This is a genomic window from Streptomyces sp. S.PNR 29 (assembly GCF_030386795.1).
Lineage (GTDB): Bacteria > Actinomycetota > Actinomycetes > Streptomycetales > Streptomycetaceae > Streptomyces.
Map to the genome: position 1 here is coordinate 398609 of NZ_JANUQM010000007.1, position 23592 is coordinate 422200.

The 23592-nt window shown below is 70.7% G+C and carries 25 protein-coding genes and 1 pseudogene; 12 read left to right on the top strand and 14 right to left on the bottom strand.

Annotation, left to right across the window (positions count from 1 at the left end; genetic code table 11):
- Nucleotides 1-29: 29 nt before the first annotated feature.
- The 4 genes from miaB to NW895_RS21350 form a co-directional block, all read right to left on the bottom strand.
- Nucleotides 30-1559: a tRNA (N6-isopentenyl adenosine(37)-C2)-methylthiotransferase MiaB gene (miaB, locus tag NW895_RS21335; RefSeq protein ID WP_289937350.1), complete on the bottom strand. Its 1530-nt coding sequence runs from the start codon at nucleotides 1557-1559 to the stop codon at nucleotides 30-32.
- A gap of 47 nt (nucleotides 1560-1606) precedes the next feature.
- Nucleotides 1607-2350 carry an MFS transporter gene (locus NW895_RS21340; protein WP_354670101.1) on the bottom strand — a complete coding sequence of 248 codons (744 nt, stop codon included), beginning with the start codon at nucleotides 2348-2350 and terminating at the stop codon, nucleotides 1607-1609.
- A 260-nt stretch (nucleotides 2351-2610) separates the two neighbouring features.
- Nucleotides 2611-3264, bottom strand: a complete 654-nt coding sequence (locus NW895_RS21345) for a response regulator transcription factor (RefSeq protein ID WP_289937351.1) — start codon at nucleotides 3262-3264, stop codon at nucleotides 2611-2613.
- Nucleotides 3261-4301, bottom strand: coding sequence for a sensor histidine kinase (locus tag NW895_RS21350; RefSeq protein ID WP_289937352.1), 1041 nt, complete (start codon nucleotides 4299-4301; stop codon nucleotides 3261-3263). The genes NW895_RS21345 and NW895_RS21350 overlap by 4 nt, the downstream gene beginning before the upstream one ends.
- A gap of 180 nt (nucleotides 4302-4481) precedes the next feature.
- Here NW895_RS21350 and NW895_RS21355 point away from each other — a divergent pair, with 180 nt between their 5' ends.
- Nucleotides 4482-4967 (top strand): TrkA C-terminal domain-containing protein, encoded by a 486-nt coding sequence (locus tag NW895_RS21355; RefSeq protein WP_289937353.1) that lies wholly within the window; start codon nucleotides 4482-4484, stop codon nucleotides 4965-4967.
- Nucleotides 4968-4971: 4 nt separating this feature from the next.
- Nucleotides 4972-6210, top strand: coding sequence for a cation:proton antiporter (locus tag NW895_RS21360; protein ID WP_289937354.1), 1239 nt, complete (start codon nucleotides 4972-4974; stop codon nucleotides 6208-6210).
- Nucleotides 6211-6477: 267 nt separating this feature from the next.
- Here the strand turns inward: NW895_RS21360 and NW895_RS21365 are convergent, their stop codons facing one another.
- A complete protein-coding gene (locus NW895_RS21365; RefSeq protein ID WP_289937355.1) occupies nucleotides 6478-6885 on the bottom strand; it encodes a MazG nucleotide pyrophosphohydrolase domain-containing protein in 408 nt (135 codons plus the stop codon).
- Between the two features lie 85 nt (nucleotides 6886-6970).
- On the opposite strand from NW895_RS21365, the gene NW895_RS21370 reads away from it, so the two are divergent.
- A complete protein-coding gene (locus NW895_RS21370; protein ID WP_289937356.1) occupies nucleotides 6971-7966 on the top strand; it encodes a TAXI family TRAP transporter solute-binding subunit in 996 nt (331 codons plus the stop codon).
- A gap of 18 nt (nucleotides 7967-7984) precedes the next feature.
- On the opposite strand, the gene NW895_RS21375 is transcribed toward NW895_RS21370, so the two are convergent.
- Both NW895_RS21375 and NW895_RS21380 read right to left on the bottom strand, forming a co-directional pair.
- Nucleotides 7985-9376, bottom strand: coding sequence for a HAMP domain-containing sensor histidine kinase (locus NW895_RS21375; RefSeq protein ID WP_289937357.1), 1392 nt, complete (start codon nucleotides 9374-9376; stop codon nucleotides 7985-7987).
- A gap of 9 nt (nucleotides 9377-9385) precedes the next feature.
- Entirely contained in the window at nucleotides 9386-10072 is a 687-nt protein-coding gene (locus NW895_RS21380) for a response regulator transcription factor (protein WP_289937358.1), read from the bottom strand.
- Nucleotides 10073-10360: 288 nt separating this feature from the next.
- Here NW895_RS21380 and NW895_RS21385 point away from each other — a divergent pair, with 288 nt between their 5' ends.
- The 8 genes from NW895_RS21385 to NW895_RS21415 all read left to right on the top strand — a co-directional run bounded on the left by NW895_RS21385 (nucleotide 10361) and on the right by NW895_RS21415 (nucleotide 16710).
- A complete protein-coding gene (locus NW895_RS21385) occupies nucleotides 10361-11137 on the top strand; it encodes an amino acid ABC transporter ATP-binding protein (RefSeq protein ID WP_289937359.1) in 777 nt (258 codons plus the stop codon).
- A 61-nt stretch (nucleotides 11138-11198) separates the two neighbouring features.
- Nucleotides 11199-12044, top strand: a complete 846-nt coding sequence (locus NW895_RS21390; protein ID WP_289937360.1) for a glutamate ABC transporter substrate-binding protein — start codon at nucleotides 11199-11201, stop codon at nucleotides 12042-12044.
- 76 nt (nucleotides 12045-12120) lie between these two features.
- Entirely contained in the window at nucleotides 12121-12786 is a 666-nt protein-coding gene (locus tag NW895_RS21395; RefSeq protein WP_289937361.1) for an amino acid ABC transporter permease, read from the top strand.
- Nucleotides 12783-13676 carry an amino acid ABC transporter permease gene (locus NW895_RS21400; protein ID WP_289937362.1) on the top strand — a complete coding sequence of 298 codons (894 nt, stop codon included), beginning with the start codon at nucleotides 12783-12785 and terminating at the stop codon, nucleotides 13674-13676. Before NW895_RS21395 ends, NW895_RS21400 begins: the two co-directional genes overlap by 4 nt.
- Nucleotides 13677-13853: 177 nt before the next feature.
- Complete coding sequence (locus NW895_RS21405; RefSeq protein ID WP_289937403.1) at nucleotides 13854-15455, top strand: FAD-dependent monooxygenase; 1602 nt, start codon at nucleotides 13854-13856, stop codon at nucleotides 15453-15455.
- 97 nt (nucleotides 15456-15552) lie between these two features.
- Complete coding sequence (locus NW895_RS41230) at nucleotides 15553-15624, top strand: putative leader peptide (RefSeq protein WP_310851512.1); 72 nt, start codon at nucleotides 15553-15555, stop codon at nucleotides 15622-15624.
- Nucleotides 15625-15748: 124 nt separating this feature from the next.
- Nucleotides 15749-16282, top strand: a complete 534-nt coding sequence (locus tag NW895_RS21410; protein ID WP_289937363.1) for a cysteine dioxygenase — start codon at nucleotides 15749-15751, stop codon at nucleotides 16280-16282.
- On the top strand, nucleotides 16279-16710 hold the full coding sequence (locus NW895_RS21415) for a rhodanese-like domain-containing protein (protein ID WP_289937364.1): 432 nt from the start codon (nucleotides 16279-16281) through the stop codon (nucleotides 16708-16710). The genes NW895_RS21410 and NW895_RS21415 overlap by 4 nt, the downstream gene beginning before the upstream one ends.
- Nucleotides 16711-16782: 72 nt before the next feature.
- Here NW895_RS21415 and recX read toward each other — a convergent pair whose 3' ends face one another.
- The 4 genes from recX to NW895_RS21435 form a co-directional block, all read right to left on the bottom strand.
- Nucleotides 16783-17730 carry a recombination regulator RecX gene (gene recX, locus NW895_RS21420; protein WP_289937365.1) on the bottom strand — a complete coding sequence of 316 codons (948 nt, stop codon included), beginning with the start codon at nucleotides 17728-17730 and terminating at the stop codon, nucleotides 16783-16785.
- Between the two features lie 3 nt (nucleotides 17731-17733).
- Complete coding sequence (gene recA, locus NW895_RS21425) at nucleotides 17734-18858, bottom strand: recombinase RecA (protein WP_354670099.1); 1125 nt, start codon at nucleotides 18856-18858, stop codon at nucleotides 17734-17736.
- A gap of 236 nt (nucleotides 18859-19094) precedes the next feature.
- The gene (locus NW895_RS21430; RefSeq protein WP_289937366.1) at nucleotides 19095-20363 is read right to left on the bottom strand and encodes an AI-2E family transporter; all 1269 of its coding nucleotides are present in this window, start codon (nucleotides 20361-20363) and stop codon (nucleotides 19095-19097) included.
- A 59-nt stretch (nucleotides 20364-20422) separates the two neighbouring features.
- Nucleotides 20423-20617: a DUF3046 domain-containing protein gene (locus NW895_RS21435; RefSeq protein ID WP_289937367.1), complete on the bottom strand. Its 195-nt coding sequence runs from the start codon at nucleotides 20615-20617 to the stop codon at nucleotides 20423-20425.
- Nucleotides 20618-20697: 80 nt separating this feature from the next.
- On the opposite strand from NW895_RS21435, the gene NW895_RS21440 reads away from it, so the two are divergent.
- Nucleotides 20698-21672, top strand: coding sequence for a hypothetical protein (locus tag NW895_RS21440; RefSeq protein ID WP_289937368.1), 975 nt, complete (start codon nucleotides 20698-20700; stop codon nucleotides 21670-21672).
- A 9-nt stretch (nucleotides 21673-21681) separates the two neighbouring features.
- Here the strand turns inward: NW895_RS21440 and NW895_RS21445 are convergent, their stop codons facing one another.
- The 3 genes and pseudogenes from NW895_RS21445 to NW895_RS21455 form a co-directional block, all read right to left on the bottom strand.
- The gene (locus NW895_RS21445; RefSeq protein ID WP_289937369.1) at nucleotides 21682-21990 is read right to left on the bottom strand and encodes an AzlD domain-containing protein; all 309 of its coding nucleotides are present in this window, start codon (nucleotides 21988-21990) and stop codon (nucleotides 21682-21684) included.
- Nucleotides 21987-22694 (bottom strand): AzlC family ABC transporter permease, encoded by a 708-nt coding sequence (locus NW895_RS21450; RefSeq protein ID WP_354670100.1) that lies wholly within the window; start codon nucleotides 22692-22694, stop codon nucleotides 21987-21989. The genes NW895_RS21445 and NW895_RS21450 overlap by 4 nt, the downstream gene beginning before the upstream one ends.
- Nucleotides 22622-23584, bottom strand: a pseudogene (locus NW895_RS21455) (AraC family transcriptional regulator). Before NW895_RS21455 ends, NW895_RS21450 begins: the two are co-directional and overlap by 73 nt.
- Nucleotides 23585-23592 lie beyond the last annotated feature (8 nt).

The window sequence follows — 23592 nt, forward strand, 5'->3', positions numbered from 1 at the left end:
GCGGAACAGGCGAACCGCGTCCCGGCCGGTCAGTCGCAGCCGCAGCCGCTGCCCGTGGCGACCGGCAGCGGAGCGGGCACGCCGATCTTCGGCAGGCCCAGCATGACGCCCTGCTTCTTCTCCCGCTCCTGGGCGTTGCGCTGCTCCCACGCGTCACCCGCGCGCGTGCGGCGCACGTTCAGCACGGGGCCCTCGGCGAGGAGGTGGTGCGGGGCGGCATAGGTGACCTCGACGGTCACCACGTCGCCGGGGCGGACCTGCTGCTCCGGCTTGGTGAAGTGCACCAGGCGGTTGTCGGGGGCCCGGCCGGAGAGCCGGTGGGTGGTGTCGTCCTTCCGGCCCTCGCCCTCGGCGACCATCAGCTCCAGAGTGCGGCCGACCTGCTTCTTGTTCTCCTCCCAGGAGATCTCCTCCTGGAGGGCGACCAGACGCTCGTAGCGTGCCTGGACGACCTTCTTGGGGATCTGGTTCTCCATCTCGGCGGCCGGGGTGCCCGGGCGCTTGGAGTACTGGAAGGTGAACGCCTGCGCGAACCGGGCCTCCCGCACCACGTGCAGGGTCTGCTCGAAGTCCTCCTCGGTCTCGCCGGGGAAGCCCACGATGATGTCGGTGGTGATCGCCGCGTGCGGGATGGCGGCCCGGACCTTCTCGATGATCCCCAGGTAACGCTCCTGCCGGTACGAGCGGCGCATCGCCTTCAGGACCGTGTCCGAGCCGGACTGCAGCGGCATGTGCAGCTGCGGCATCACGTTCGGCGTCTCGGCCATGGCGGCGATGACGTCGTCGGTGAAGTCGCGCGGGTGCGGGGAGGTGAAACGGACGCGCTCCAGGCCCTCGATCTTCCCGCAGGCCCGCAGCAGCTTGCTGAACGCCTCGCGGTCGCCGATGTCGGAGCCGTAGGCGTTGACGTTCTGCCCGAGCAGCGTGATCTCGGAGACGCCCTCGGCGACCAGGGCCTCGACCTCGGCGAGGATGTCGCCGGGCCGGCGGTCCTTCTCCTTGCCGCGCAGGGCCGGGACGATGCAGAAGGTGCAGGTGTTGTTGCAGCCGACGGAGATGGAGACCCAGGCCGCGTACGCGCTCTCGCGCCGCGTCGGCAGCGTGGACGGGAACGCCTCCAGCGACTCGGCGATCTCGACCTGCGCCTCCTCCTGCACGCGGGCGCGCTCCAGAAGCACCGGCAGCTTGCCGATGTTGTGCGTGCCGAAGACGACGTCCACCCAGGGCGCCTTCTTCACAATGGTGTCGCGGTCCTTCTGGGCCAGGCAGCCGCCGACCGCGATCTGCATCCCGGGCCGCCTCGCCTTCTTCGGGGCGAGGTGGCCGAGGTTGCCGTACAGCTTGTTGTCGGCGTTCTCGCGGACGGCGCAGGTGTTGAAGACGACGACGTCCGCCTCGCCGTCCGAGCCCTCGGGGGCGCGCACATAGCCGGCGTCCTCCAGCAGCCCGGCCAATCGCTCGGAGTCATGGACGTTCATCTGGCACCCGTAGGTGCGGATTTCGTAACTCTTGGATCCCTGAACGTCCACTGCGGAGCTCCGGTCGCTGCTGCTGGTCATGCCTTCAAGAGTAGGCGGTCCGCGGAGCGCCTCGGCCCGCGCTCCGGTCAGCGGCCGGGCTCGTAGGTGAGTTGCTTGACCTCCCGCAAGCTGAGGGCGGTCTCGACGGAGCGGACGACGGCGGCCAGCGCCAGGGCGGCGATCACCCGGGGATGGGAGAAGGACTCGGCGCCGCCCTCGATCACGCCGTAGACGAGGGAGGTGATCGCCAGTGCGGCGGTGATCTGCCCGGGCCAGTCCAGCCTGCGGGAGCCGGGAGCCCGGGAGTCGGCAACCAGCGGCGCCGCGATCGCCATGGCGAGGACGGCCACCGGTATGGCCGGCAGGTAGATCCACCGCCAGGCGACGTGGTCGAGGATCACCCCTGCCATCAGGGGGCCGATGGCCAGTGCGGTCATCAGGGCAGCGGCCCACAGACCGACGAACTTGGCGCGCTGGTGCGGGTCGGGTACCGCGTGGCTGATCAGCGCCAGCGTCGTGGGCAACAGCGCGGCCGCGCCCAGCCCGGCCAGCGCCTGCCCGGCCCACAGCACCTGGACCGACTGCGCGCACAGGGCGACGGCGGCCCCGACGGCGGCGAACGACAGGCCCGCCTGGAAGACCTTTTTACGGCCGTGCACGTCTCCGAACACACCGGCGGTCAGGATGAGGGCCGCCATGGGCAGGACGAACGCGTCGGAGATCCACGACAGCTGAGAGGTCGACGCGTGCAGGGCCTGTTGGATGGCGGGCAGACTCACCGAGACGCTGGTGACCGGCAGATAGGCGACGAACACCCCGACGCAGGCCATGACGAGCGTGGCTTTCGGACTCTGCCGTGGTCCGGTCGCCGTTGTTCCGACGTTCACAGATCCTCCGTTTCGGTGCGGCGCGGCGCCGGCACGGCGATCACTTTTCAGCCAGTTCCGCCCAGGATCCAGCCACAGCCCGCAGAGCCCGGAAAACCGACATCGAGGCGGTGTCTTCGCAGGTTTTCCGACAGCGGCGCTCGATCAGGGAGCTGCCGAAGACCGTCACAGGAACTGCGGGCGCCTTCTCGACGTCGCGAGGCTCATGGCTCGATCAGGCCCGCGCGGATCGCGTAGCGGGTGAGTTCCAGGCGGTCGCGCATGCCGAGTTTCTGGAGCAGGTTGGCGCGGTGCCGTTCCACCGTCTTGGCGCTGATGAAGAGGAGTTCGCCGATCTCCTTGGAGGTGTGGCCCTCGGCGACGAGCTTGAGGATCTCCTCCTCGCGCTCGGTGATGGCCCGCTCGGGCAGGCCGTCACCGCGGTGCAGGCGCTCCAGGTAGGAGCGGACCAGGGCGCGTTCGGCGCCCGGGTAGATGAAGGGTTCGTCGCGTACGGCCGCGCGGCATGCCTCGACCAGGTCGCGGTCGGCGACGGATTTCAGGACGTAGCCGCAGGCTCCGGCCCTGAGGGCCTCGAAGAAGTACTGCTCGTTGTCGTACATGGTCAGGATCAGGATGCGCAGGCCGGGCAGGCGGCGGGAGAGCTCGCGGGCCGCCTGCAGGCCGGTCATGCGGGGCATGGCGACGTCCAGGACGGCCAGGTCCACCTCGGTGTCCCGGGCCCGCGCGACCGCCTCGGCGCCGTCCGCGGCCTCGGCGACGACCGTCAGGTCGGGTTCGCCGTCCAGGATGAGCCGTACTCCCCGTCGTACGAGGGTGTGGTCGTCGGCGAGCAGAACGCGGATCGGGGCGGTCATCGGCGGCCCCCCGCGGGGACGAGCAGGCGTACGTCGGTCCCCTTCGCCGGGCCCGTTTCTAGGGAGAGGGCCGCCCCTATCAGCAGGGCCCGTTCGCGCATGCCGCTGATGCCGGCGCCCTCCGGGGCGTCGCCGAGGCCGGTGCCGTTGTCGCGTACGAGGAGTTCGACGCCGTCGGGGAGCGGCCTGAGGCGGAGTTCGGCGCGGTCGGCCGCGGCATGCCGGGCGGTGTTGGTCAGGCCTTCCTGGGCCACCCGGTAGATCACGAGTTCCGACTCCGCGCTCAGCGGGGGCAGGTCCGACGGGACGTGGTGGCGCACCGTCAGCCCATGGGTGGTGAACTCGGTCGCGAGCGAGCGCAGCGCGCTGGCGAGGCCGAATTCCTCCAGGACGCCGGGGCGCAGTCGGCGGGCCATGCGACGGATCTCGTCCAGACCGGTCCGGGTGGCCTCCTGGGCCTGGCCGACCTCCTCACGGAGGTCCTCGGGAGCCCGGTCGGCCACGCGTTTGAGCTGGAGGAGGACGGCGGTGAGGGTCTGGCCCACCTCGTCGTGGAGTTCACGGGCGACACGGTGGCGCTCGCGTTCCTGGGCGCCGAGCGCACGGGCGGCCCCGGTGGCGCGCTCGCGTTCCAGCCGGTCGAGCATCGTGTTGTACGTCGTGATCAGCTCGGCCGCCTCCGCCGGGCCGGCGACCACCGCGCGGGCCCCGGGACGCAGCAGGTCGGCGGCGGCCATGGCGCGGGCCAGCCGCCGCCGCGGGGCGAGGCCGGTCCGCAGGACCACGGCGTTACCGGCCAGCAGCGCCATGAGGCCGGCGAGGAGGAGCAGCGCCTCGCCCGGCAGGACGGGGGTCGACACGGTGACCGGGCCCAGCAGCAGTGCGGTGGCGGCGACCAGGCCCGTGGCGTTGAGCGAGAAGATCCGCCAGAACAGCGACACGGTTCTGTTGCCGCCCCTTCCCGCGCTCGCGCCCGACTCCGCCGGGAACAGCATCGCCGCCCCCGACCGGCTCCGTATATCCGTGACGACACCCATGTCGTCACGGTACGGGCGGATGGCAGCATGCGGAGGTGTCGAGGTGATCACCACCGCACGTGATCACCCATCGCACCGGTCGACCGCAAGCTCGCGACGAACACGACGAGCAACCGGACGAGCAGGTCGACGAGCAACCGGACGAGCAACCCGACGAACACGACTGCAAGGGGAAGAAACGTGTCCGCTCCACGCCTGAGGGCGACGCCGCTGCCGGGAATCGGGGTCCAGTACGACCTGGAGACCCGGGAACACCGCCATCTGTCGGTGGTGGCGCACCGGGACGGCACGCGCACGGTGAACGTGTACCGGCCCGACGACCTCGATTCCTGCGCCCACTCCCTCCGGTTGAGCGGCTCCGAGGCGGGCGCGCTGATCGACGCGCTGAAGCCGTCCCACCACAGCGCGAGCCTGCTGTACGCCTCCGATCTGGGACTGGTCGCCGAGCGGATCGAGGTGGGCGCGAGCTCGCGCTGGAACGGGCGGGTGCTGGGCGACACCCGGATGCGGACCGAGACGGGGGCGTCGATCGTGGCGGTGCTGCGCCGGGCGGAGGCGATCCCGTCTCCGGCGCCGGACTTCCGGCTGGCGGGCGGTGACATCCTCATCGTGGTCGGCACCCGCGAGGGTGTGGACGCCGCCGCGGCGATACTCGGGCAGGAGTGAGCCGGTGCACTCGTCCGCGGTCCTGCTGATCGAGTTCGGCTCCATCATCCTCGGCCTCGGCCTGCTCGGCCGTTTCGCCGCCCGGTTCCGGCTCTCCCCCATCCCGCTGTACCTGCTCGCCGGTCTGGCCTTCGGCGAGGGCGGACTGCTGCCGCTCGGTGCGAGTGAGGAGTTCATCGCCACGGGCGCGGAGATCGGCGTCATCCTGCTGCTGTTGATGCTGGGGCTGGAGTACACGGCCGGCGATCTGGTCACCAACCTCAAGGCGCACTACCCGTCGGGTCTGGTCGACTGCGCGCTCAACGCCGTGCCGGGTGCCGTGGCGGCGCTGCTGCTGGGCTGGGGGCCGGTGGCCGCCGTGGTCCTGGCCGGGGTCACATGGATCTCGTCGTCCGGCGTCATCGCGAAGGTGCTCGGGGATCTCGGCCGGGTCGGCAACCGGGAGACGCCGGTGATCTTGAGCGTCCTGGTGCTGGAGGACCTGGCGATGGCGGTGTACCTGCCGATCGTCACGGCGCTGGTGGCCGGGGCCGGTCTGCTTGCCGGGAGCGTGACACTGGCGATCGCTCTGGGGGCGGCCGGGCTGGTGCTGTTCTTGGCGGTGCGGTACGGCCGGGTGATCTCGCGGTTCGTGTCGAACGACGACCCGGAGAAGCTGCTGCTCGTGGTCCTGGGGCTGACGATCCTGGTCGCGGGCATCGCGCAGCAGCTGCAGGTGTCGGCCGCGGTGGGGGCGTTCCTGGTGGGCATCGCGCTGTCCGGGGAGGTCGCGGAGGGCGCGCACACGCTGCTGAGTCCGCTGCGGGACCTGTTCGCCGCCGTCTTCTTCGTCTTCTTCGGGCTGCACACCGACCCGGCCAGTATCCCGCCCGTGCTGCTGCCCGCGCTCGCGCTGGCCGTGGTCACCGCCGTCACGAAGATCGCCACCGGGTACTGGGCGGCTCGCCGGGCGGGGATCTCCGTCAGGGGACGCTGGCGGGCGGGCGGTGCGCTGGTGGCGCGCGGCGAGTTCTCCATCGTCATCGCCGGGCTGGCGGTCGCGGCCGGTATCGAACCGTCCCTGGGCCCGCTGGCCACGGCGTACGTCCTGATCCTGGTCGTCGTCGGCCCCCTCACCGCCCGTTACACCGAGCCCCTGGCCGCCCGCTGGACCCGTCGCTCCGCACTCCGCCGGGAGGCCGACGGGGGTACACGGCCGCGGACGGAGGCGGAGGCGTCGGTGGGGACCGAGGGGCGGGGCTGAGCGGGACCCCTGGGTCCCGTGGGCTCCGTACGCCATCGCGGCGCCGTCCAGCGCGACAGGGGTGCACGGCAACGGACGAAGGACGCGGCTGAACGGGTTCACGGCGTTGCCGACGACCCCGAGCCGGGTCACGGACGCCGGCCACCGCAGCGATAGCGGCGTCCGGCAGGCCCGGCATCCCGCCTCGCCGGCCGGTGCCGGGCAGCCCCCCCCCGACAGCCGGTGCCAGGCGTCCCCACCCCCGGCATCCTGCCCCGGCGTCCGGCGTCAGGCGCCCCCGCCCGGCACCCACCCCTGACGCCGCAGCACCGCCGACACATCCGGTGCCTCGTAGTGGTCGCCCTTGAGGACCTTGCCGTCGGCGCGGCGGGCGACCTGGCCGTCGGGGCCCAGCTTGGTCATGTTGGAGCGGTGGATCTCGGCGATCACCGCGTCGAGGTCGATGCCGTGCACGAGAGCCGTGCCGTAGGCGACGTAGACCACGTCGGCGAGCTCGTGCGCCAGCCGGTCGAGCGGGCCGGTGACGGAGACCTCGGCGACCTCCGCGGCCTCCTCGGCGAGCAGCTCTCCGCGATGGGCCGCCAGCTGCGGCGGGACCTCCGTGGGGGTGGTGCGGGCGTCCAGCCCGAAAGCGAGGTGGAATGCACGGACCAGGTCGGCGGGCGAGGAGCTCATGCGCCGACTGTAGCGACCGCCTCTGACAGCCGACCCGCACCCCGCCCCTGGTCAGCACCGCACGGCCCCTGGCAGGATCGCGCCCATGTCCAAGGTGTTCCCCCGCATCAGCAGGCGCCGGGCGCTGCAGGGTGCGGCCGCCGGGTTCGTCGTCCTCGGGTTGCTGCTGTGGTGGCTGCTGCCACTGGGCGAGGAACCGCCCGGCGGGACGATCACGTTCAGCACGGGCACGCGCGCGGGGGTGTACCAGGAGTACGGCAGGCGGCTCAGCAAGGAGCTGGCCAAGGACATGCCGGAGCTCAAGGTGCGGCTGGAGGACAGCGCCGGGTCGCAGGAGAACGTCAGGCGCGTGGCGACCGGCGAGGCCGACTTCACCATCGCCGCGGCCGACGCGGTGGAGTCGGTCACCGTCGACGGCAGGCCCGTCACCGACCAGCTGCGCGGTGTCGCACGCCTGTACGACGACTATGTACAGCTGGTCGTGCCGCCGGACTCGGACATCCGCTCCGTCGCGGACCTGAAGGGCAAGCGGGTGGCCATAGGGAAGCCCGACTCGGGGGTGCGGCTGATCGCCGACCGGGTGCTCAAGGCCGCGAACCTCGACCCGGAGAAGGACATCATCGCCCGGTCGGACGGTATCGACACCGGTCCCAAGCTGCTGGGCAAGGAGCTCGACGCGTTCTTCTGGTCGAGCGGAGTACCGACGCCCGGGCTCAGGGAGATCGCCAAGGCCCCCGCCTTCCGCTTCGTGCCGATCAGCGCCGCCCTGGTCGCCAAGGTGCAGGACCAGGAGGACTCCGCCCACTTCTACCGGGCGACCAACATGCCGGAGTCGGCCTACCCGGCCGTCCAGAACGGGGCCACGGTGCCGACGATGGCCGTGTCGAACCTGCTGATCACCCGCAAGGACATGGATCCCAGGCTCACGGAATGGCTGACCCGGACCGTGCTCAAGAGCCGCGACGAGATAGGTCACCACGTCCACTCCGCGCAGCTGGTCGACGTACGCACCGCCATCTACACCGACCCGCTGGAACTGCACGAGGGCGCGCGTCGCTACTACCGCTCGGTGAAACCGTAGGCCACCACGAGCCGGGGGTTACGACGTCGGCGCCGACCTGGGCACCGTCACCGTCACCCGCAGCCCGTGCGGCTCATGGTGGCCGTACGAGATGGAGCCGCCGCCCGCCGCCAGCAGTGCCCGCGAGATGGACAGGCCCAGACCGGAGCCCTTGATGTTCTGGTGCCGTCCACTGCGCCAGAAACGGTCGCCGACGCGGGCGAGTTCCTCGTCGGTCAGGCCCGGGCCGTTGTCGGTGACCACTACGGTCGACGTGCTGCCGTTGGAGGCGACGGTCACCTCGACGCTCTCTCCCTCGGGCGTGAACTTCACCGCGTTGTCGATCACGGCGTCGAGCGCGCTGGAGAGCGTGACCGGGTCGGCCCAGGCGGTGGTGGGCGGGCAGTTCCCCACCAGTCGTACGCCCTTGGCCTCGGCGGTCGGCGCCCAGGCCGCGACGCGCTCGGCGGCCAGCGCGCCGATGTCGGTGAGCCGGAGGTCGGCCTCGGTGTGCTCGGCCAGGGCCAGGTCGAGCAGGTCGTCCAGGACCTGCGCCAGGCGCTTGCCCTCGGCCTGCACCGAGGCGATCTCCTCGTTGCCCTCGGGCAGTTCGAAGGCGAGCAGCTCGATGCGCAGCAGCAGCGCCGCGAGCGGGTTGCGCAGCTGGTGCGAGGCGTCGGCGACGAAGGCGCGCTGCTGCTCCAGCACGTCCTCGACGTTGTCCGCCATCTCGTTGAACGACCGGGCCAGCCGTCTCAGTTCCGGCGGTCCGCTCGCGACGGCGACCCTTGATTTCAGGCGCCCGGTGGCGATGTCGTGCGTGGTGGCGTCCAGGACGCGTACGGGTCTGAGCACCCAGCCGGTCAGCCGCAGGGCGGCGCCGACGGCCAGCAGCATCGCGGCGATCTCGCCCGCGCCGATGATCAGCCAGCCCCGCAGGATCCGCGAACGCATCTCCCCGGTGGGCGAGTCGGTGACGACGACCGCGACGACATCACCGTCCCGGATGACCGGTGAGGCGACGACGAGGCGTGTGCTCTGCCAGGGCCACACCTGCTTCGGGTCGTGGCTGCGCCGGCTGAGCAGCGCCTCCTTGAAGGCGTCGCGCACCGCCCCTTTCTTGGGCAGCTGCCAGGTCGCCGGCGCCTTGGCCATGGACGTGCCGTTGGTGTGGAAGACACCGACCCGGATGTCGTAGACCTCGGAGTAGCTGGTGAGTTCACGGCTCAGGGTGCGGAGCTCGTCCGGGGAGCTGGTGGGCTCGTCCGTGACGAACTGGGCGATGGCCGCGAAGTAGGCCGTGTCGTCGATCCGGTCGACGATCACCTTCTGCTGCTGGGCCGCCGCCAGGCTGATGGCGAGCGGCAGTCCGAGCGCGAGCAGGACGGCCGCCATCAGGACGATGAGCAGCGGGAGGAGACGAGTGCGCACCCTGGCCCGCTACGCGGCCGGGGCGACGAGCCGGTAGCCGACGCCGCGCACGGTCTCGATCAGCGCCGGCATGCGCAGCTTGGCGCGCAACGACGCGACGTGCACCTCAAGGGTGCGCCCGGTCCCCTCCCAGCTCGTGCGCCACACCTCGCTGATGATCTGCTCCCGGCGGAAGACCACTCCGGGACGCTGGGCCAGCAAGGCGAGGAGATCGAACTCCTTGCGGGTCAGTTGGACCACCGAACCGTCCACGCTGACCTGGCGCGTCGGAAGCTCTATGAGGACCGCGCCCAGGCGCAGCACGCCTTCGCCGCCCGCCGCGGCGTCCTCATGGGCGGTGCGTCTGCTGACGGCGTGGATACGGGCGAGCAGTTCCCCGGTGTCGTACGGCTTGACCACGTAGTCGTCGGCGCCGAGGTTGAGGCCGTGGATGCGGGAGCGGACGTCGGAGCGGGCGGTGACCATGATCACCGGGGTGCTGGTCCGCTTGCGGATCTTGCTGCAGACCTCGTAGCCGTCCTGGTCGGGCAGGCCCAGGTCGAGGAGGACGACACCGAAGCCGTTGCCCTCGGGGACGAGCGCCTGGAGGGCCTCTTCGCCGCTGCGCGCGTGCGTGACGTCGAAACCGTGCCGCGCCAGCACCGCCGACAGGGCGGCGGCGACGCGGTTGTCGTCCTCGACGAGCAGCAGCCTCATCCGGGCCCCCTTCGGTTCATCGGTCGTACGATCAGGATGAGTACAAAAACGCGTGCACGCGCGCGTGCACCTTGTGCAGTCACGCTGATGGAAGAGGACGGCGTCAAGAGGGTTCCGGTTGCGCGCGACTTCCGTTACCCGGCCGATATGAGCCCTGCTCACAAGTGCTACGACACGTGTCCGATTGCTATCGGATCGTGATGCTCAGATTCCCCTCAGATGTAATGACGCAGGTGGAACGGGGTTACTACTGTCCTCCGAAACCGAGGAGGACGGAGCCTGAGAGCGATGACCGAAGTATCGGTGGCCAAGGAAGATGTGGCCGCGACCGGAGAACTGGTCGTCCTGAAGAGCGTCAACAAGCACTTCGGCGCGTTGCACGTACTCCAGGACATCGATCTGACGATCGCCCGCGGCGAGGTCGTCGTGGTCATCGGGCCCTCCGGGTCCGGAAAGTCCACACTGTGCCGCACCATCAACCGCCTGGAGACGATCGACTCCGGCTCGATCGCGATCGACGGACGGCCTCTGCCCCATGAGGGCAAGGAGCTGGCCCGACTGCGCGCCGACGTCGGAATGGTCTTCCAGTCCTTCAACCTCTTCGCGCACAAGACCGTGCTGGAGAACGTGACGCTCGGCCAGGTCAAGGTCCGCAGGAAGGACAAGAAGGCGGCCGAGGAGCGGGCCCGGGCTCTGCTCGACCGGGTCGGCGTGGGTGCGCAGGCCGAGAAGTACCCGGCGCAGCTCTCCGGCGGCCAGCAGCAGCGTGTCGCCATCGCGCGGGCGCTGGCCATGGAACCGAAGGTCATGCTCTTCGACGAACCGACATCGGCCCTCGACCCGGAGATGATCAACGAGGTACTGGAGGTCATGCAGCAGCTCGCCCGCGACGGCATGACGATGATCGTCGTCACCCACGAGATGGGCTTCGCCCGTTCGGCTGCAAACCGCGTGGTCTTCATGGCGGACGGCCGGATCGTCGAACAGGCTGCGCCGGACCAGTTCTTCAGCAACCCGCGCAGCGACCGCGCCAAGGACTTCCTGTCGAAGATCCTGCACCACTGATCGTCCGCACCGATCTCTCATCGTCGGCCCTCGTCTTTTCACCACCCGAAGGATGTTCACCATGAAGCTCCGCAAGGTCACCGCCGCCTCGGCCACCGTGTTCGCGCTCGCCCTCACCGCCACCGCGTGCGGCGGCGAGAGCAAGAGCGACACCGGTTCCGGCTCGGGCTCCGGCGGCGGCAAGACGATCACCGTCGGCATCAAGTTCGACCAGCCCGGCCTCGGCCAGAAGACGCCGCAGGGCTACGCCGGCTTCGACGTGGACGTCGCCACGTACGTCGCGAAGAAGCTCGGCTACAAGGCGGACCAGATCGAGTGGAAGGAGGCGAAGAGCGCCGACCGCGAGACCATGCTGCAGCGCGGTGACGTCGACTTCATCGCCGCCACCTACTCGATCACCCCGGAGCGCCAGGAGAAGGTCGACTTCGCCGGCCCGTACCTGCTGGCCCACCAGGACGTGCTGGTCCGCGCCGACGACAACTCCATCAAGTCGCCGGCGGACCTCAACAACAAGAAGCTGTGTTCGGTCACCGGCTCCACCTCGGCGCAGAACGTCAAGGACAAGCTGGCGCCCAAGGCCGACCTGCAGCAGTACCCGACGTACTCGGCGTGCCTGACCGGTCTGCAGAGCGGGGCCATCGACGCGCTGACCACGGACGACTCGATCCTCGCCGGTTACGCCGCCCAGTCCCAGTTCAAGGGCAAGTTCAAGCTCGGCGGCTTCAAGATGACCAACGAGAACTACGGCATCGGCATCAAGAAGGGCAGCGACCTCAAGGCCAAGATCAACACCGCCCTGGAGCAGATGGTCTCCGACGGCTCCTGGCAGAAGGCCGTGGACAAGAACTTCGGCCCGGCCAACTACAAGAACGAGCCCGCGCCGAAGATCGGCGACATCAAGAGCTGAGGCAACGCCCTGACAGGTGCGCCGTCCTCAGGGGCGGCGCACACGGGCACCCCTACACGCGGAAGCGCGGGAAATCGTGTTCGACTTTCTTGAAGGTTACGACCTGTGGGGAGCCTTCTGGACGACGGTGCAGCTCGCCCTGCTCTCGGCCGTCGGCTCTCTGATCTGGGGCACCCTGCTGGCCGCCATGCGCGTCGGCCCGGTGCCGTTGATGCGCGGTTTCGGGACCGCCTACGTGAACATCGTGCGGAACATCCCGCTCACCGTGATCATCCTGTTCACCTCTCTGGGCCTGTACCAGACCCTCGGCGTCAACATGGGTGCGGACGACACCGAGACGATCAACTTCCGGCTGGCGGTGCTCGGCCTGGTCGTCTACACCTCGGCCTTCGTGTGCGAGGCGCTGCGGTCCGGCATCAACACGGTGCCGGTCGGGCAGGCGGAGGCGGCCCGTGCGATCGGCCTCAGCTTCTCTCAGGTGCTGCGGCTGGTGGTGCTGCCGCAGGCCTTCCGCTCGGCTGTCGGTCCGCTGACGAACGTGCTGATCGCGTTGACGAAGAACACCACGGTGGCCGCCGCGATCGGTGTCGCCGAGGCGGCCGTGTTGATGAAGGAGATGATCGAGAACGAGGCGCAGCTGCTCCTGATCTCCGCGATCTTCGCCTTCGGTTTCGTGTGCCTGACGCTGCCGACCGGTCTGATCCTCGGCTGGGTGGGCAAGAAGGTGGCGGTGAAGCGATGAGTTCCGTTCTCTACGACGCCCAGGGCCCCCGCGCCAAGCGGCGCAATGTTCTGATGACGGTCGTGTTCCTGGCCGCCATGGCGGCGCTGCTGTGGTGGGTGTTCAGCACCCTTGACGAAAAGGGCCAGCTCGAGTGGCCACTGTGGGAACCCTTCTTCAGCGGCACCGAAGCCTGGTCGACGTACATCTGGCCGGGCCTGCAGAACACGCTGAAGGCCGCGGTGCTCTCCGTGGTCATCGCGCTGCCGCTCGGCGCCGTCTTCGGTATCGCCCGGCTGTCGGAGCACGCCTGGATCCGGGTGCCGGCCGCGATCGTGGTGGAGTTCTTCCGCGCCATTCCCGTGCTGATCCTGATGATCTTCGGGCTCGCCCTGTTCGCCCAGTACACCGATGTGCCCTCGGACGACCGTCCGCTGTACGCGGTCGTCACGGGTCTGGTGCTGTACAACGCCTCGGTTCTCGCCGAGATCGTCCGCGCGGGCATCCTGGCCCTGCCCAAGGGCCAGTCCGAGGCGGCCATGGCGATCGGCCTGCGCAAGAACCAGGAGATGCGGCTCATCCTGCTGCCGCAGGCGGTCACCGCGATGCTGCCGGCCATCGTCAGCCAGCTGGTCGTCATCGTGAAGGACACCGCCCTCGGTGGCGCGGTCCTCACCTTCCCCGAGCTGCTCGCCTCGGCAAACACGATGAGCGGCTACTACGGCGCGAACGTCATCGCCAGCTTCACGGTCGTGGCGGTCGTCTTCATCGTGCTCAACTTCGCCCTCACGTCGTTCGCGAGCTGGCTCGAGGGCCGGCTGCGGCGGGGCAAGAAGACGACGGGTGCGGTCGTGGGTGTGGACGACCTGGCGACCGGCGCGACTGGTGCCGGCGGGGGCCGCGCCCTCTGACGCGGCGGTCAACCCACGTGACACACTCGGGGGCAGTGGCATGATCGCCACTGCCCCTGGTCACTTGACGCAAGCACCGGCAATGGGTTGCATACGTTCTGTGATCGTGCACCCTGCTCCAACTTCGTGTTCACCTACGTCACTCAGGACAACACTGCGGGCAGGGGGCGCCGCGCCGTGGACCCGGTGATCATCGTCGGTGCGGGGCCCGTCGGGCTCACGCTCGCCCTGGCGCTGGCGCGCCAGGAGGTGCCCTGTGTCCTCCTCGACGAGGGGCCGGGCAAGGACGAGCCACGTCCCGCGCGGACGGTCGTCCTGCAGGAGGACACCACCGCCCTCATGGAGCGGCTGACGGGCGTGCCGCTCGCGGACGCCGGATTCCACTGGGCCGGATGGCGGTCGATGCGGCGCAGGCAGGTGATGCGCGAGATCACGTTCGACGACTCCGAGCCCGCCCCGCTGCACATCGCCCAGCATGTGCTGACCGGAGCACTGCGCGCGGCCCTCGCCCGCGAACCCCTGGTGAAAGTCGCCGTGAACAGCCGCCTGGACACCATCGAGCAGGAGACCTCGGGCGTCACGGCCCACACGCGTGGTCCCAAGGGCACGTGGTGGCGGGGCAGTTTCCTGGTCGGCTGCGACGGTCCGCGCTCCACCGTGCGCAAGCTCCAGGACATCCGCTTCCCCGGCCGTACGGCGGTGGAGCGGCACGCCGTCGCCGCGCTGCGCACCGAGCTTCCGTGGCCTGACCAGGCATTGCTCCACCGGACGCCGCCGTGGCGCATGTCCGGCCCGTCCGCCGGTGAGATCACCGCCCGTCCTCTCCCGGACGGTGTGTGGCGGGTGGACTGGCTGCTGCCGCCGGGCAAGGACCTGGTCACGCCCGAGATGCTGGTGACCCGGGTCCGGGAGACCCTCACCGGCTGGAGCGGCGGGACGACACCGCCGTACGAGCTCCTGGACACCGGCGTCCACACCATCCACCACCGCCTCGCCCGACGCTGGCGCGCCGGCCGCGTCTTCCTCGCCGGCGACGCGGCCCACCTGCTGGGCACGCTGGGCACACAGGGGCTCGACGAGGGGCTCAGGGACGCCGACAACCTCGCGTGGAAGCTGGCGCTGGCCTGGCATCACGGGCCGCACGAGGCGCTGCTCGACAGCTACCAGACGGAGCGGCGCACGGCCGTCGCCGCCCGGCTGCGCGCCGCCGACCAGGTGCTGCCGCTGCTGCGCGGCGGCGGGGGCCTGCGGTCCTACGTCCCCGGCTCCGCCCGTGGCAGCGACGCGCTGCTGACCGACGGTCACCTGGGGCGCGGGCCGCTGGGTGCGCCGGGGACGTACGCCGACTCGCCGCTCGCGCCTCCACGCCTCGAAGGAGAGGTCCCCGTCGACACGCCGCCCGGCGCGCCGGTCACCGATGTGCGGGTCACGGCGGAGGACGGCTCCTTCGTACGGCTGCGGGACCGGCTGGGTCGCGGTGCGCTGCTGGTGGTGCTGGTCGCTCCGGGCACGGGTGTGTGGGAGCGCAAGCACTGGGTGAGCGCCGGCATCATGCCCCGGCTGGCGGCGGCGGTGACCGCGCTGCCGCGCCACGCCGAGCTGCTCGTCGCCGAGAGCTACCCGGGAGCGGCCGCCCACACGGTGCTGCTGATCCGGCCCGACGGCCACCTGGTCACGGCACTGGGCGGGGTGCGCCCGGCCGACCTCTACGCGGCGGCGGAGGCGGCTCTGGGCGGCCCGGCGAAGGCGGCGGCCGAGGCGGGCACGGGGGCCCGCTGACCCGGCCGCCCTCGCTGTCACTGTGCGTCCGCATGGTGACCGTGAGTTGACCGGCCCGCTCCGGCATGGTGTACTCCGGATCGTGACCGACAGCTACGTGCGCCTGTGGCGGAGGGTCCATATGGACCTCCTCCGCTATGCGGGCTGCGTGTGTCGCCCGTCCTGCTGAATTCGCATCTCTTCTCTTTGGCGCGCGCCGCTTCGAGCGCTGCTGCGCGCCCCTCCGCGAACGCTCTTCAGGACGGTGTCCCTTGTCTGTCTCCCGCGCTGTACCCCAAGCCGGCTCCCCCGGCATGTCCTCCGCCGTATCCACCGCCGTATCCACCGCCGTGTCCGGGCCCACTCAGGCCGATCTGCTCGACTTCGTACGGCGTACCGCCGCCGACGCCGAGTTGGTCGCCTCGCTCCCGCTCGACCCGGAGGGCCGCACCTGGGTGCGGCTGGAGGGGCCCGGCGGCAGCGAGGCCTGGCTGATCGGCTGGCCGCCCGGCACGGGCACCGGCTGGCACGACCACGCCGACTCGGTCGGCGCCTTTGTGACCGCGCAGGGTGAGCTCAAGGAGAACTCGCTCGCCGCGCGGCTGCCCACCGACGGCTGGAAGACCCTGGAACTCACCGACGGCGTGGACCGGGAGCGCCGGCTGTCCGCCGGGCAGGGCCGCGCCTTCGGCCGGCACCACGTCCACGAGGTGCTCAACGAGTCCCCCGACCGGCATGCGATCTCCGTCCACGCCTACTACCCGCCCCTGCCGCAGATCCGCCGCTACAGCCGCACCGGCCAGGTGCTGCGCCTGGAGCAGGTCGAGCGCCCGGAGGACTGGCAGTGAGCGGGGCGAGGGAACGGCAGTCGGCAGGGGGCGGCGTGGATGAGCGGCCCGTCGGGATCGACGAACTGCTGGAGCGGGTGCGCGCGGGCTACACCCGGGTCGAACCGCGGGAGGCGTACGAGGCCGCAGAAGCCGGCGAGGCACTGCTCGTGGACATCCGGTACGCCGCGCTGCGGGATCAGGACGGGCTGATCCCCGGCGCCCTGGTGATCGAGCGCAACGAACTGGAGTGGCGGCTGGACCCCCTGAGCAGCCACCGCGTCCCCGAGGCCACGGACCACGACCTGCGCATCGTCGTGATCTGCAACGAGGGCTACGCCTCCAGCCTCGCGGCTCATTCCCTGCACCAGCTGGGCCTACGCCGCGCGACCGACCTGGTCGGCGGGTTCCAGGCGTGGCGGGCGGCTGGCTTGCCGGTGACCTCGTAGGCGGGGCACGGTGACCCGGAGGGCTCGGCGGGAAGCCCGAAGGCTGCTGGTCTTGCTGCACAGCCCCCGGTCTCAGAACCCTTCGTCCCCGAGGAACTCCGTGTCCTCGCCCTCCTCCTCCAGCGCCTGTCGGACGACTCGCAGGGCCATGCCCTCGGGGTAGCCCTTGCGGGCGAGCATGCCGGCGAGGCGGCGCAGTCGTTTGTCGCGGTCGAGACCGCGCGTCGCCCTCAGCTTGCGGGCGACAAGTTCGCGCGCGGTCGCCTCTTCCTGCTCGGAGTCGAGCTGGGAGACGGCCGCGTCGATCAGCGTCGAGTCGACACCCTTGGTCCGCAGTTCCTGGACGAGCGCACGCCGGGCCAGTCCACGGCCGTGGTGCCGGGACTCCACCCAGGCGTCCGCGAAGGCACTGTCGTCGATCAGGCCGACCTCCTCGAACCGCGACAGCACCTGCTCGGCCGCGTCGTCCGGGATCTCCCGTTTGCGCAGAGCGTCCGCGAGCTGCTTCCGCGTCCGCGGGGTCCCGGTGAGCAGGCGCAGGCAGATCGCCCGTGCCTGCTCGACCGGGTCCCCTGGAGGCTCCCCCTTCTCGGCCCTCGACGAGGAGAAGGCACCCCCGTCCTCACCGGACGGCTCACCACGGCCGCGCCGGCGCCGCCCACGCGAGCCGCCCGCACCACGGGGCCCTGTACTGCCGCCCCGACGCGAGCCGCCGGGTGAACCGGTGCCGCGCGCGGCCCCACTGTCCGGCCACCCGACACCGTCCGGCAACTCTCCGCCGCCCGGCTCGTCACCGTGCGACCCGTACGGCCCTTCCGTGCCGTCCGGTGCCGCGCGGCCGTGTGCCCGGCCCACGCCCTGGGACGCGTTTCCCCCGTACGCGCCGTCGCCCGTCCCGGCGGATCCCCCGTGGTAGCCGTCGCCCCCCGTCTCGGCAGAGCCCCCGTCGTCTGCCTGGTCCCACTCATGCCGAGCGGCGTCCAGGTAGGCGTACTCGGCCCAGTCGGTTCGTCGTGTCACGGGTCAGCTCTTGGCTGCCGCGGCCTTGGACTTGGTGGCCTTGGCCGCAGGAGCGGGCACCGCCGGTGCGGCGCCGGTCGGGGCGGCGGAGCCGGCGGCGTCCACGCCCGGCTCGGCGGTCGGCTCCTCGGGCCGGACGCCGACGCCCAGCTTCTCCTTGATCTTCTTCTCGATCTCGTTGGCCAGGTCGGGGTTGTCCTTCAGGAAGTTGCGCGCGTTCTCCTTGCCCTGGCCGAGCTGGTCGCCCTCGTACGTGTACCAGGCGCCGGCCTTGCGGACGAAGCCGTGCTCCACGCCCATGTCGATCAGGCCGCCCTCGCGGCTGATGCCCTGGCCGTAGAGGATGTCGAACTCGGCCTGCTTGAAGGGCGGCGCGACCTTGTTCTTGACGACCTTGCAGCGGGTGCGGTTGCCGACCGCCTCCGTACCGTCCTTCAGGGTCTCGATGCGTCGGATGTCGATGCGCACCGAGGCGTAGAACTTCAGCGCCCGGCCACCGGTCGTGGTCTCCGGGGAGCCGAACATCACGCCGATCTTCTCGCGGAGCTGGTTGATGAAGATCGCGGTGGTCTTGGACTGGTTGAGCGCGCTGGTGATCTTCCGCAGGGCCTGGCTCATCAGACGGGCCTGCAGACCCACATGGCTGTCGCCCATCTCGCCCTCGATCTCCGCGCGCGGGACGAGCGCGGCGACGGAGTCGATGACGATGAGGTCGAGGGCGCCGGAGCGGACCAGCATGTCCACGATCTCCAGGGCCTGCTCGCCGTTGTCCGGCTGGGACAGGATCAGGTTGTCGATGTCGACGCCCAGTTTTTTCGCGTACTCGGGGTCGAGGGCGTGCTCCGCGTCCACGAAGGCGACCTGGCCGCCGGCCTTCTGCGCGTTGGCCACCGCGTGCAGGGTCAGGGTCGTCTTGCCGGAGGACTCCGGGCCGTAGATCTCCACGACTCGGCCGCGGGGCAGACCGCCCACGCCGAGGGCCACGTCGAGAGCGGTCGACCCGGTCGGGATGACCTCGATGGGCTCCTTCGACCGCTCGCCCATGCGCATGACCGCGCCCTTGCCGAATTGCCGTTCAATCTGTGCGAGCGCGGCGTCGAGCGCCTTCTCGCGGTCGGTTCCTGCCATGGGTTCCACCCGGTTTGCTTGAGTCGATCGCTTCACGTCAAAGACGCTAACGCCTGCCACTGACAATGCGCCCCGACGCACGTCCGGCCTGTGGATAACTCGGGCACTTCTCCGGTCAAACCATCTCGAAGCGCCCGCTGTTGAGCCGCACCGGCGCCTCCATAAGAATGGATGTTCGATTTTCGTGTCAAGCGCACCACACGGCACCTTCACACCCTGCGCCGCCTTGACGCCCCTCAGGAGGGGCCCTCCCCGGGTTCCCCCACGTCGGCCGGTGCCCCACCCGGCCGCCGGACCCACAGCCTCCGTGCACGCGAGAGCAGGCCGGGCCCCGCTCCCCGCCCCCGGTGCCCGTGGACGCGGGGGTCGTCCGTGACGTCGTACCGCTTGACGTACGCCCCCAGGAACGCCTGCAGCGTGGCGACCGCAGGAATGGCGACCAGTGCGCCGACCGCGCCGAGGAGGGCGGTTCCCGCGATGACCGAGCCGAAGGCGACCGCGGGGTGGATGTCGACGGTCTTCGAGGTCAGTTTGGGCTGCAGCATGTAGTTCTCGAACTGCTGGTAGATCACGACGAAGATCAGCACCCACAGCGCGTACCAGGGGGCGACCGTGAACGCGATCAGCATGGGCAGGGCACCCGCGAGATAGGTGCCGATGGTGGGGATGAACTGCGACACCAGGCCCACCCACACGGCGAGCACGGGCGCGTAGGGCACTCCCAGGAACTGCAGCAATATGTAGTGCGCTATGCCCGAGATCAGCGCCATCAGACCGCGCGAGTACAGATAGCCGCCGGTCTTGTTCACGGCGATCTCCCACGCGCGCAGCACCTCGGCCTGCCGGGCGGGCGGCAGGACGGAGCAGATCGCACGGCGCAGTCGGGGACCGTCGGCGGCGAAGTAGAACGAGAACAGCGCGATCGTCAGCAACTGGAAAAGGCCGCCGAGGACCTGGGCGGACACGTCGAGGACGCCGGTGGCGCTGTTCTGCACGTAGTTGCGCAGCCAGTCGGAGCGGAGCAGGCCCTCCTGGACGTCGACACGTTTCAGCTCGGTGTGGAAGTGGGTGTTGATCCAGTTGATGACGGAGTCGAGATAGTCCGGGAATCCCTCGACCATCTTGATGATCTGGCCCGCGAGCATGGAGCTGAGCAGCGTGACGAAGCCCGCGGACACGATCAGCACGGCGAGGAAGACGATGCCGGTGGCGAACCCTCTGCGCATGCCGCGCGCGGCCATCCAGCTCACCGCGGGTTCGACGGCGAGGGCCAGGAAGAACGCGATGAGGATGTTGATCAACAGGCCGATCAGCTGGTGGAAGGCCCAGCTTCCCAGCTGGAACACGCCATAGAGCGTGAACGCGAGCACCATGGCGCGCGGCAGCCAGCGCGGCATGCGTGCGCCCGGCACGGCGGCGCCCCCGGCCGGGGGCCGGGTGGGCGGCGTCGTGTCGAACGGGGAGGGGTTCTGGGCTGCCTGCCCGGTCTCGTCAGTGGGTGCCACGGACCCAGTCTCACCCACGCCGCCGACAACCGGCCGCCGGCCTGGGATCTCGTGACCTGTCAGCGCTTTTCCTGCGGCACATTCATCACCGTGCACACCACGCGCCACACGTCCTTGGCCTCCCAGCCGGCATCCAGGGCTTCGTGCACCGTGCGTTCCCCGAGTTCCGACATCACGTGATCGCGCGCGAAGGTGTCGGAGTAGCCCGGACCGAAGTGCTCCGCCATCCGCTGCCAGAAGACCGTCAACCGCATGACCCCAGTATCCCGCCCCTGGGGGTGGGCCTGAGCCGGGAGCGCTTGCCGAGACCGCTTTCCGCCCTACGGTCTGACGCATGCCCGAAACAGGAGCTCCCTCACTCCCCTCGACGCCCCCGGCGCACACCCCGCTCGCACGCGCCGAGCACTTCGTCTGGCTCACCGCGCGCGTACTGGAACAGCGCCTCTTCGCGCACCACTTCCGCAGCGGCGGCGCAGACGCGGTGGAGACGGCGCTGGACGCCTACCGCAACGAGGACGGAGGGTACGGCCACGCGCTGGAACCCGGTCTGCGCGGCCCGGTCAGCCAGCCGCTGCACACCGCGCACGCCCTGCGGGTCCTGGACTCCATCGGCCGCTGCGGCGGACAGCGCGTGGAACGCATGTGCCGCTATCTGACCTCCGTCTCCACGGCGGACGGAGCCCTGCCGGCGATCCATCCCAGCCGGCGCGGCTTCCCGGCCGCCCCCTTCGTCCGGATCCTGGACGACCCGCCCAGCGACCTCCTCGCGACCGGCCCGGTGGTGGGCCTGCTGCACCGCAACGAGGTGTGGCACGCGTGGCTGTTCCGGGCCACGGACTTCTGCTGGCAGGCGGTCGAGTCCCTGGAGAAGTCCCACCCGTACGAGATCGAGGCCGCCGTGGCCTTCCTGGACTCCGCCCCCGACCGCCCGCGCGCGGAGGCGGTCGCCGACCGTCTGGGCCGCCTGGTGCGGGAGCACCGCCTCGCGGCCCTGGACCCGGACCGGCTGGAGGCATACCCGGTCTCCCCCGGCTACGCCCCCGGCGAGCATCACTTCCCCCACGACTACGCGAGGACACCGCGCTCCCTCGCGCGCGCGTGGTTCACGGACGAGGAGATGACACGCTCCCTGGACTTCCTCGCCGCCGAACAGCAGCAGGACGGCGGCTGGCCCGTTCTCCCCCACTGCTCGACGCGTGAGTGGTACCCCCAGCGCCGGTGGGCACCGGCCCCCGCCCTGGAGGCACGCCCCCTGGTGACGATCGACGCGCTGCGCACTCTCAGGGCATACGGCCGCTCCCTCGACTGACCAGGATCATCACCCACCCAGGGCCCGCACCCCCGCGGTCACCACCACGGCCGCCGCGACCACGAGCAGGAACGGGGCGCGCAGCACCAGCGCCACGCCGGCCGCGGCGAGCCCCGCGGCCCGCGCGTCCAGCACGAGCGCGTGCCCGTCGGCGAAGGTCTGCTGGGCCGTGAGCGCGGCAAGGAGGGCGACGGGCAACAAGGCGGCCAACCGCTTCACCAGAGGCCTCTCCAGGGCTCCCGAGGGCACGAGGAGCCCGGCCAGCTTGACGGCGTAGCAGCCGAGGGCGGTCACACCGATCGCAAGCCAGACACTCACCGCTCTCCCTCCCGCACATCGGCCTCGCGACGGCCCTGCGCCCACAGCACGACCGGTGCGGCGAGCGCCGCCACCAGAACCGGCACCCCGGCGGGCAGGACGGGCAGCAGGCCCAGCCCCAGGACAACGGCGAGGGCGGCGACGGCCCGCTCGGTGGTGGTCTTCAGCATCGGCGCGAGCAGCGCCAGAAAGACCGCGGGGCCCGCCGCGTCCAGCCCCCACGCTCCCGTGTCCCCGATGGCCCCCGCTCCCAGCGCGCCGAGCAGCGTGGTGAGGTTCCACAGCACGTACAGACTGAGCCCCGTGACGACGAACCCGATCCGCGCACTGCGCCGCGTCGGCTGCGCGAGCGCGACAGCGGCCGTCTCGTCGATCACCCACTGAGCGGCGAACGGCCGCACCACGCGCGGCAGGGCCAGCACCTGCGACAGGCGCAGCCCGTAGAAGGCGTTCCGCACCCCCAGGAAGAAGGCCCCCGCGGCAGCCGTGAACGGATTGCCGCCTGCCGCGAGCGCCCCCACGAGCGCGAACTGCGACGCCCCCGTGAACACCAGGAGACTCAGCGCGCACGTCTGCATCAGGGTGAGCCCGCCACCCGCCGAGGTCACCCCGAACGCGAACCCGGACAGTCCTACGGCGACACCGACCCCGAGGGCGTCCCGCACGACGACACGGTCCGGCCTTCCTCCTTCACCAGCGGACATATCTGCAAGAGCTGTCTGTTCTGTCACGCCTCGGACGGTAGAAGCAGCCCCGGCCGAGCGTCTTGTACGTTCTTGCGCTCACGCTGATACGCCCCCGGAGGCACCCCGACGATCCGTGTGAAATGCCGGTTCAGATGCGGCTGGTCGGTGAATCCCACAGCCACGGCAGCCTCCGCCGGCGTCGTCCCGGCGTCCAGCAGCCGCCGCGCCCGCCGCACCCGGGCATCCGTCAACCAGGCATGGGGAGGCATCCCGTAGACGGCCCGGAACGCCCGCAGCAGCGCGAACGGACTGGTCCCGAGATCACCGGCCAGCTTCTCCAGGGTCGGCGGCTCGGCCATCCGCTCCTCCAGCACGGCACGCGCGCGTGCCGCGACCCGCGCCCCCGCCGTCCGCACCTCTCGCTGCGGCAGCGGTCCGCCGTTCAGCCGGAGCAACCGGGTCACGGCAACCCGCAGCAAGGTGTCGGCGGCCAGCGCGTTCCCCTCGTCCGTGGCCCGCAGTACCTGATGCACCAGACCGGCGGCGTACGGATCATCGAGCACGGGCCGGACGAATCCCGGCGTCCCCCGCAACGAGGTCGTCTCGGCCGCGATCTGGGCCACCACCTCGGGCGACGGATAGACGGCCCCGTACCGCCACCCCTCGGGAACACCGGCCCGCCCGGTATGCGGCGTATCAGGATTGACCAGCGCGAGCGCCCCGGCCCCCGCGTACTGATCGGCCCCCCGATGATGAAAGACCTCCACGCCGTCGGCGATGGCGGCGATCACGAAGTTCTCGTGCGTATGCCGCACGAACCTCTTCCGCACGTACCGGGCCCGCAGCAGATCGACCCCCGGCAACTCGCCGTACTGCCAGTGCCGCGCCCGCTCGCCTGACCCCGCCATAGCCCCCA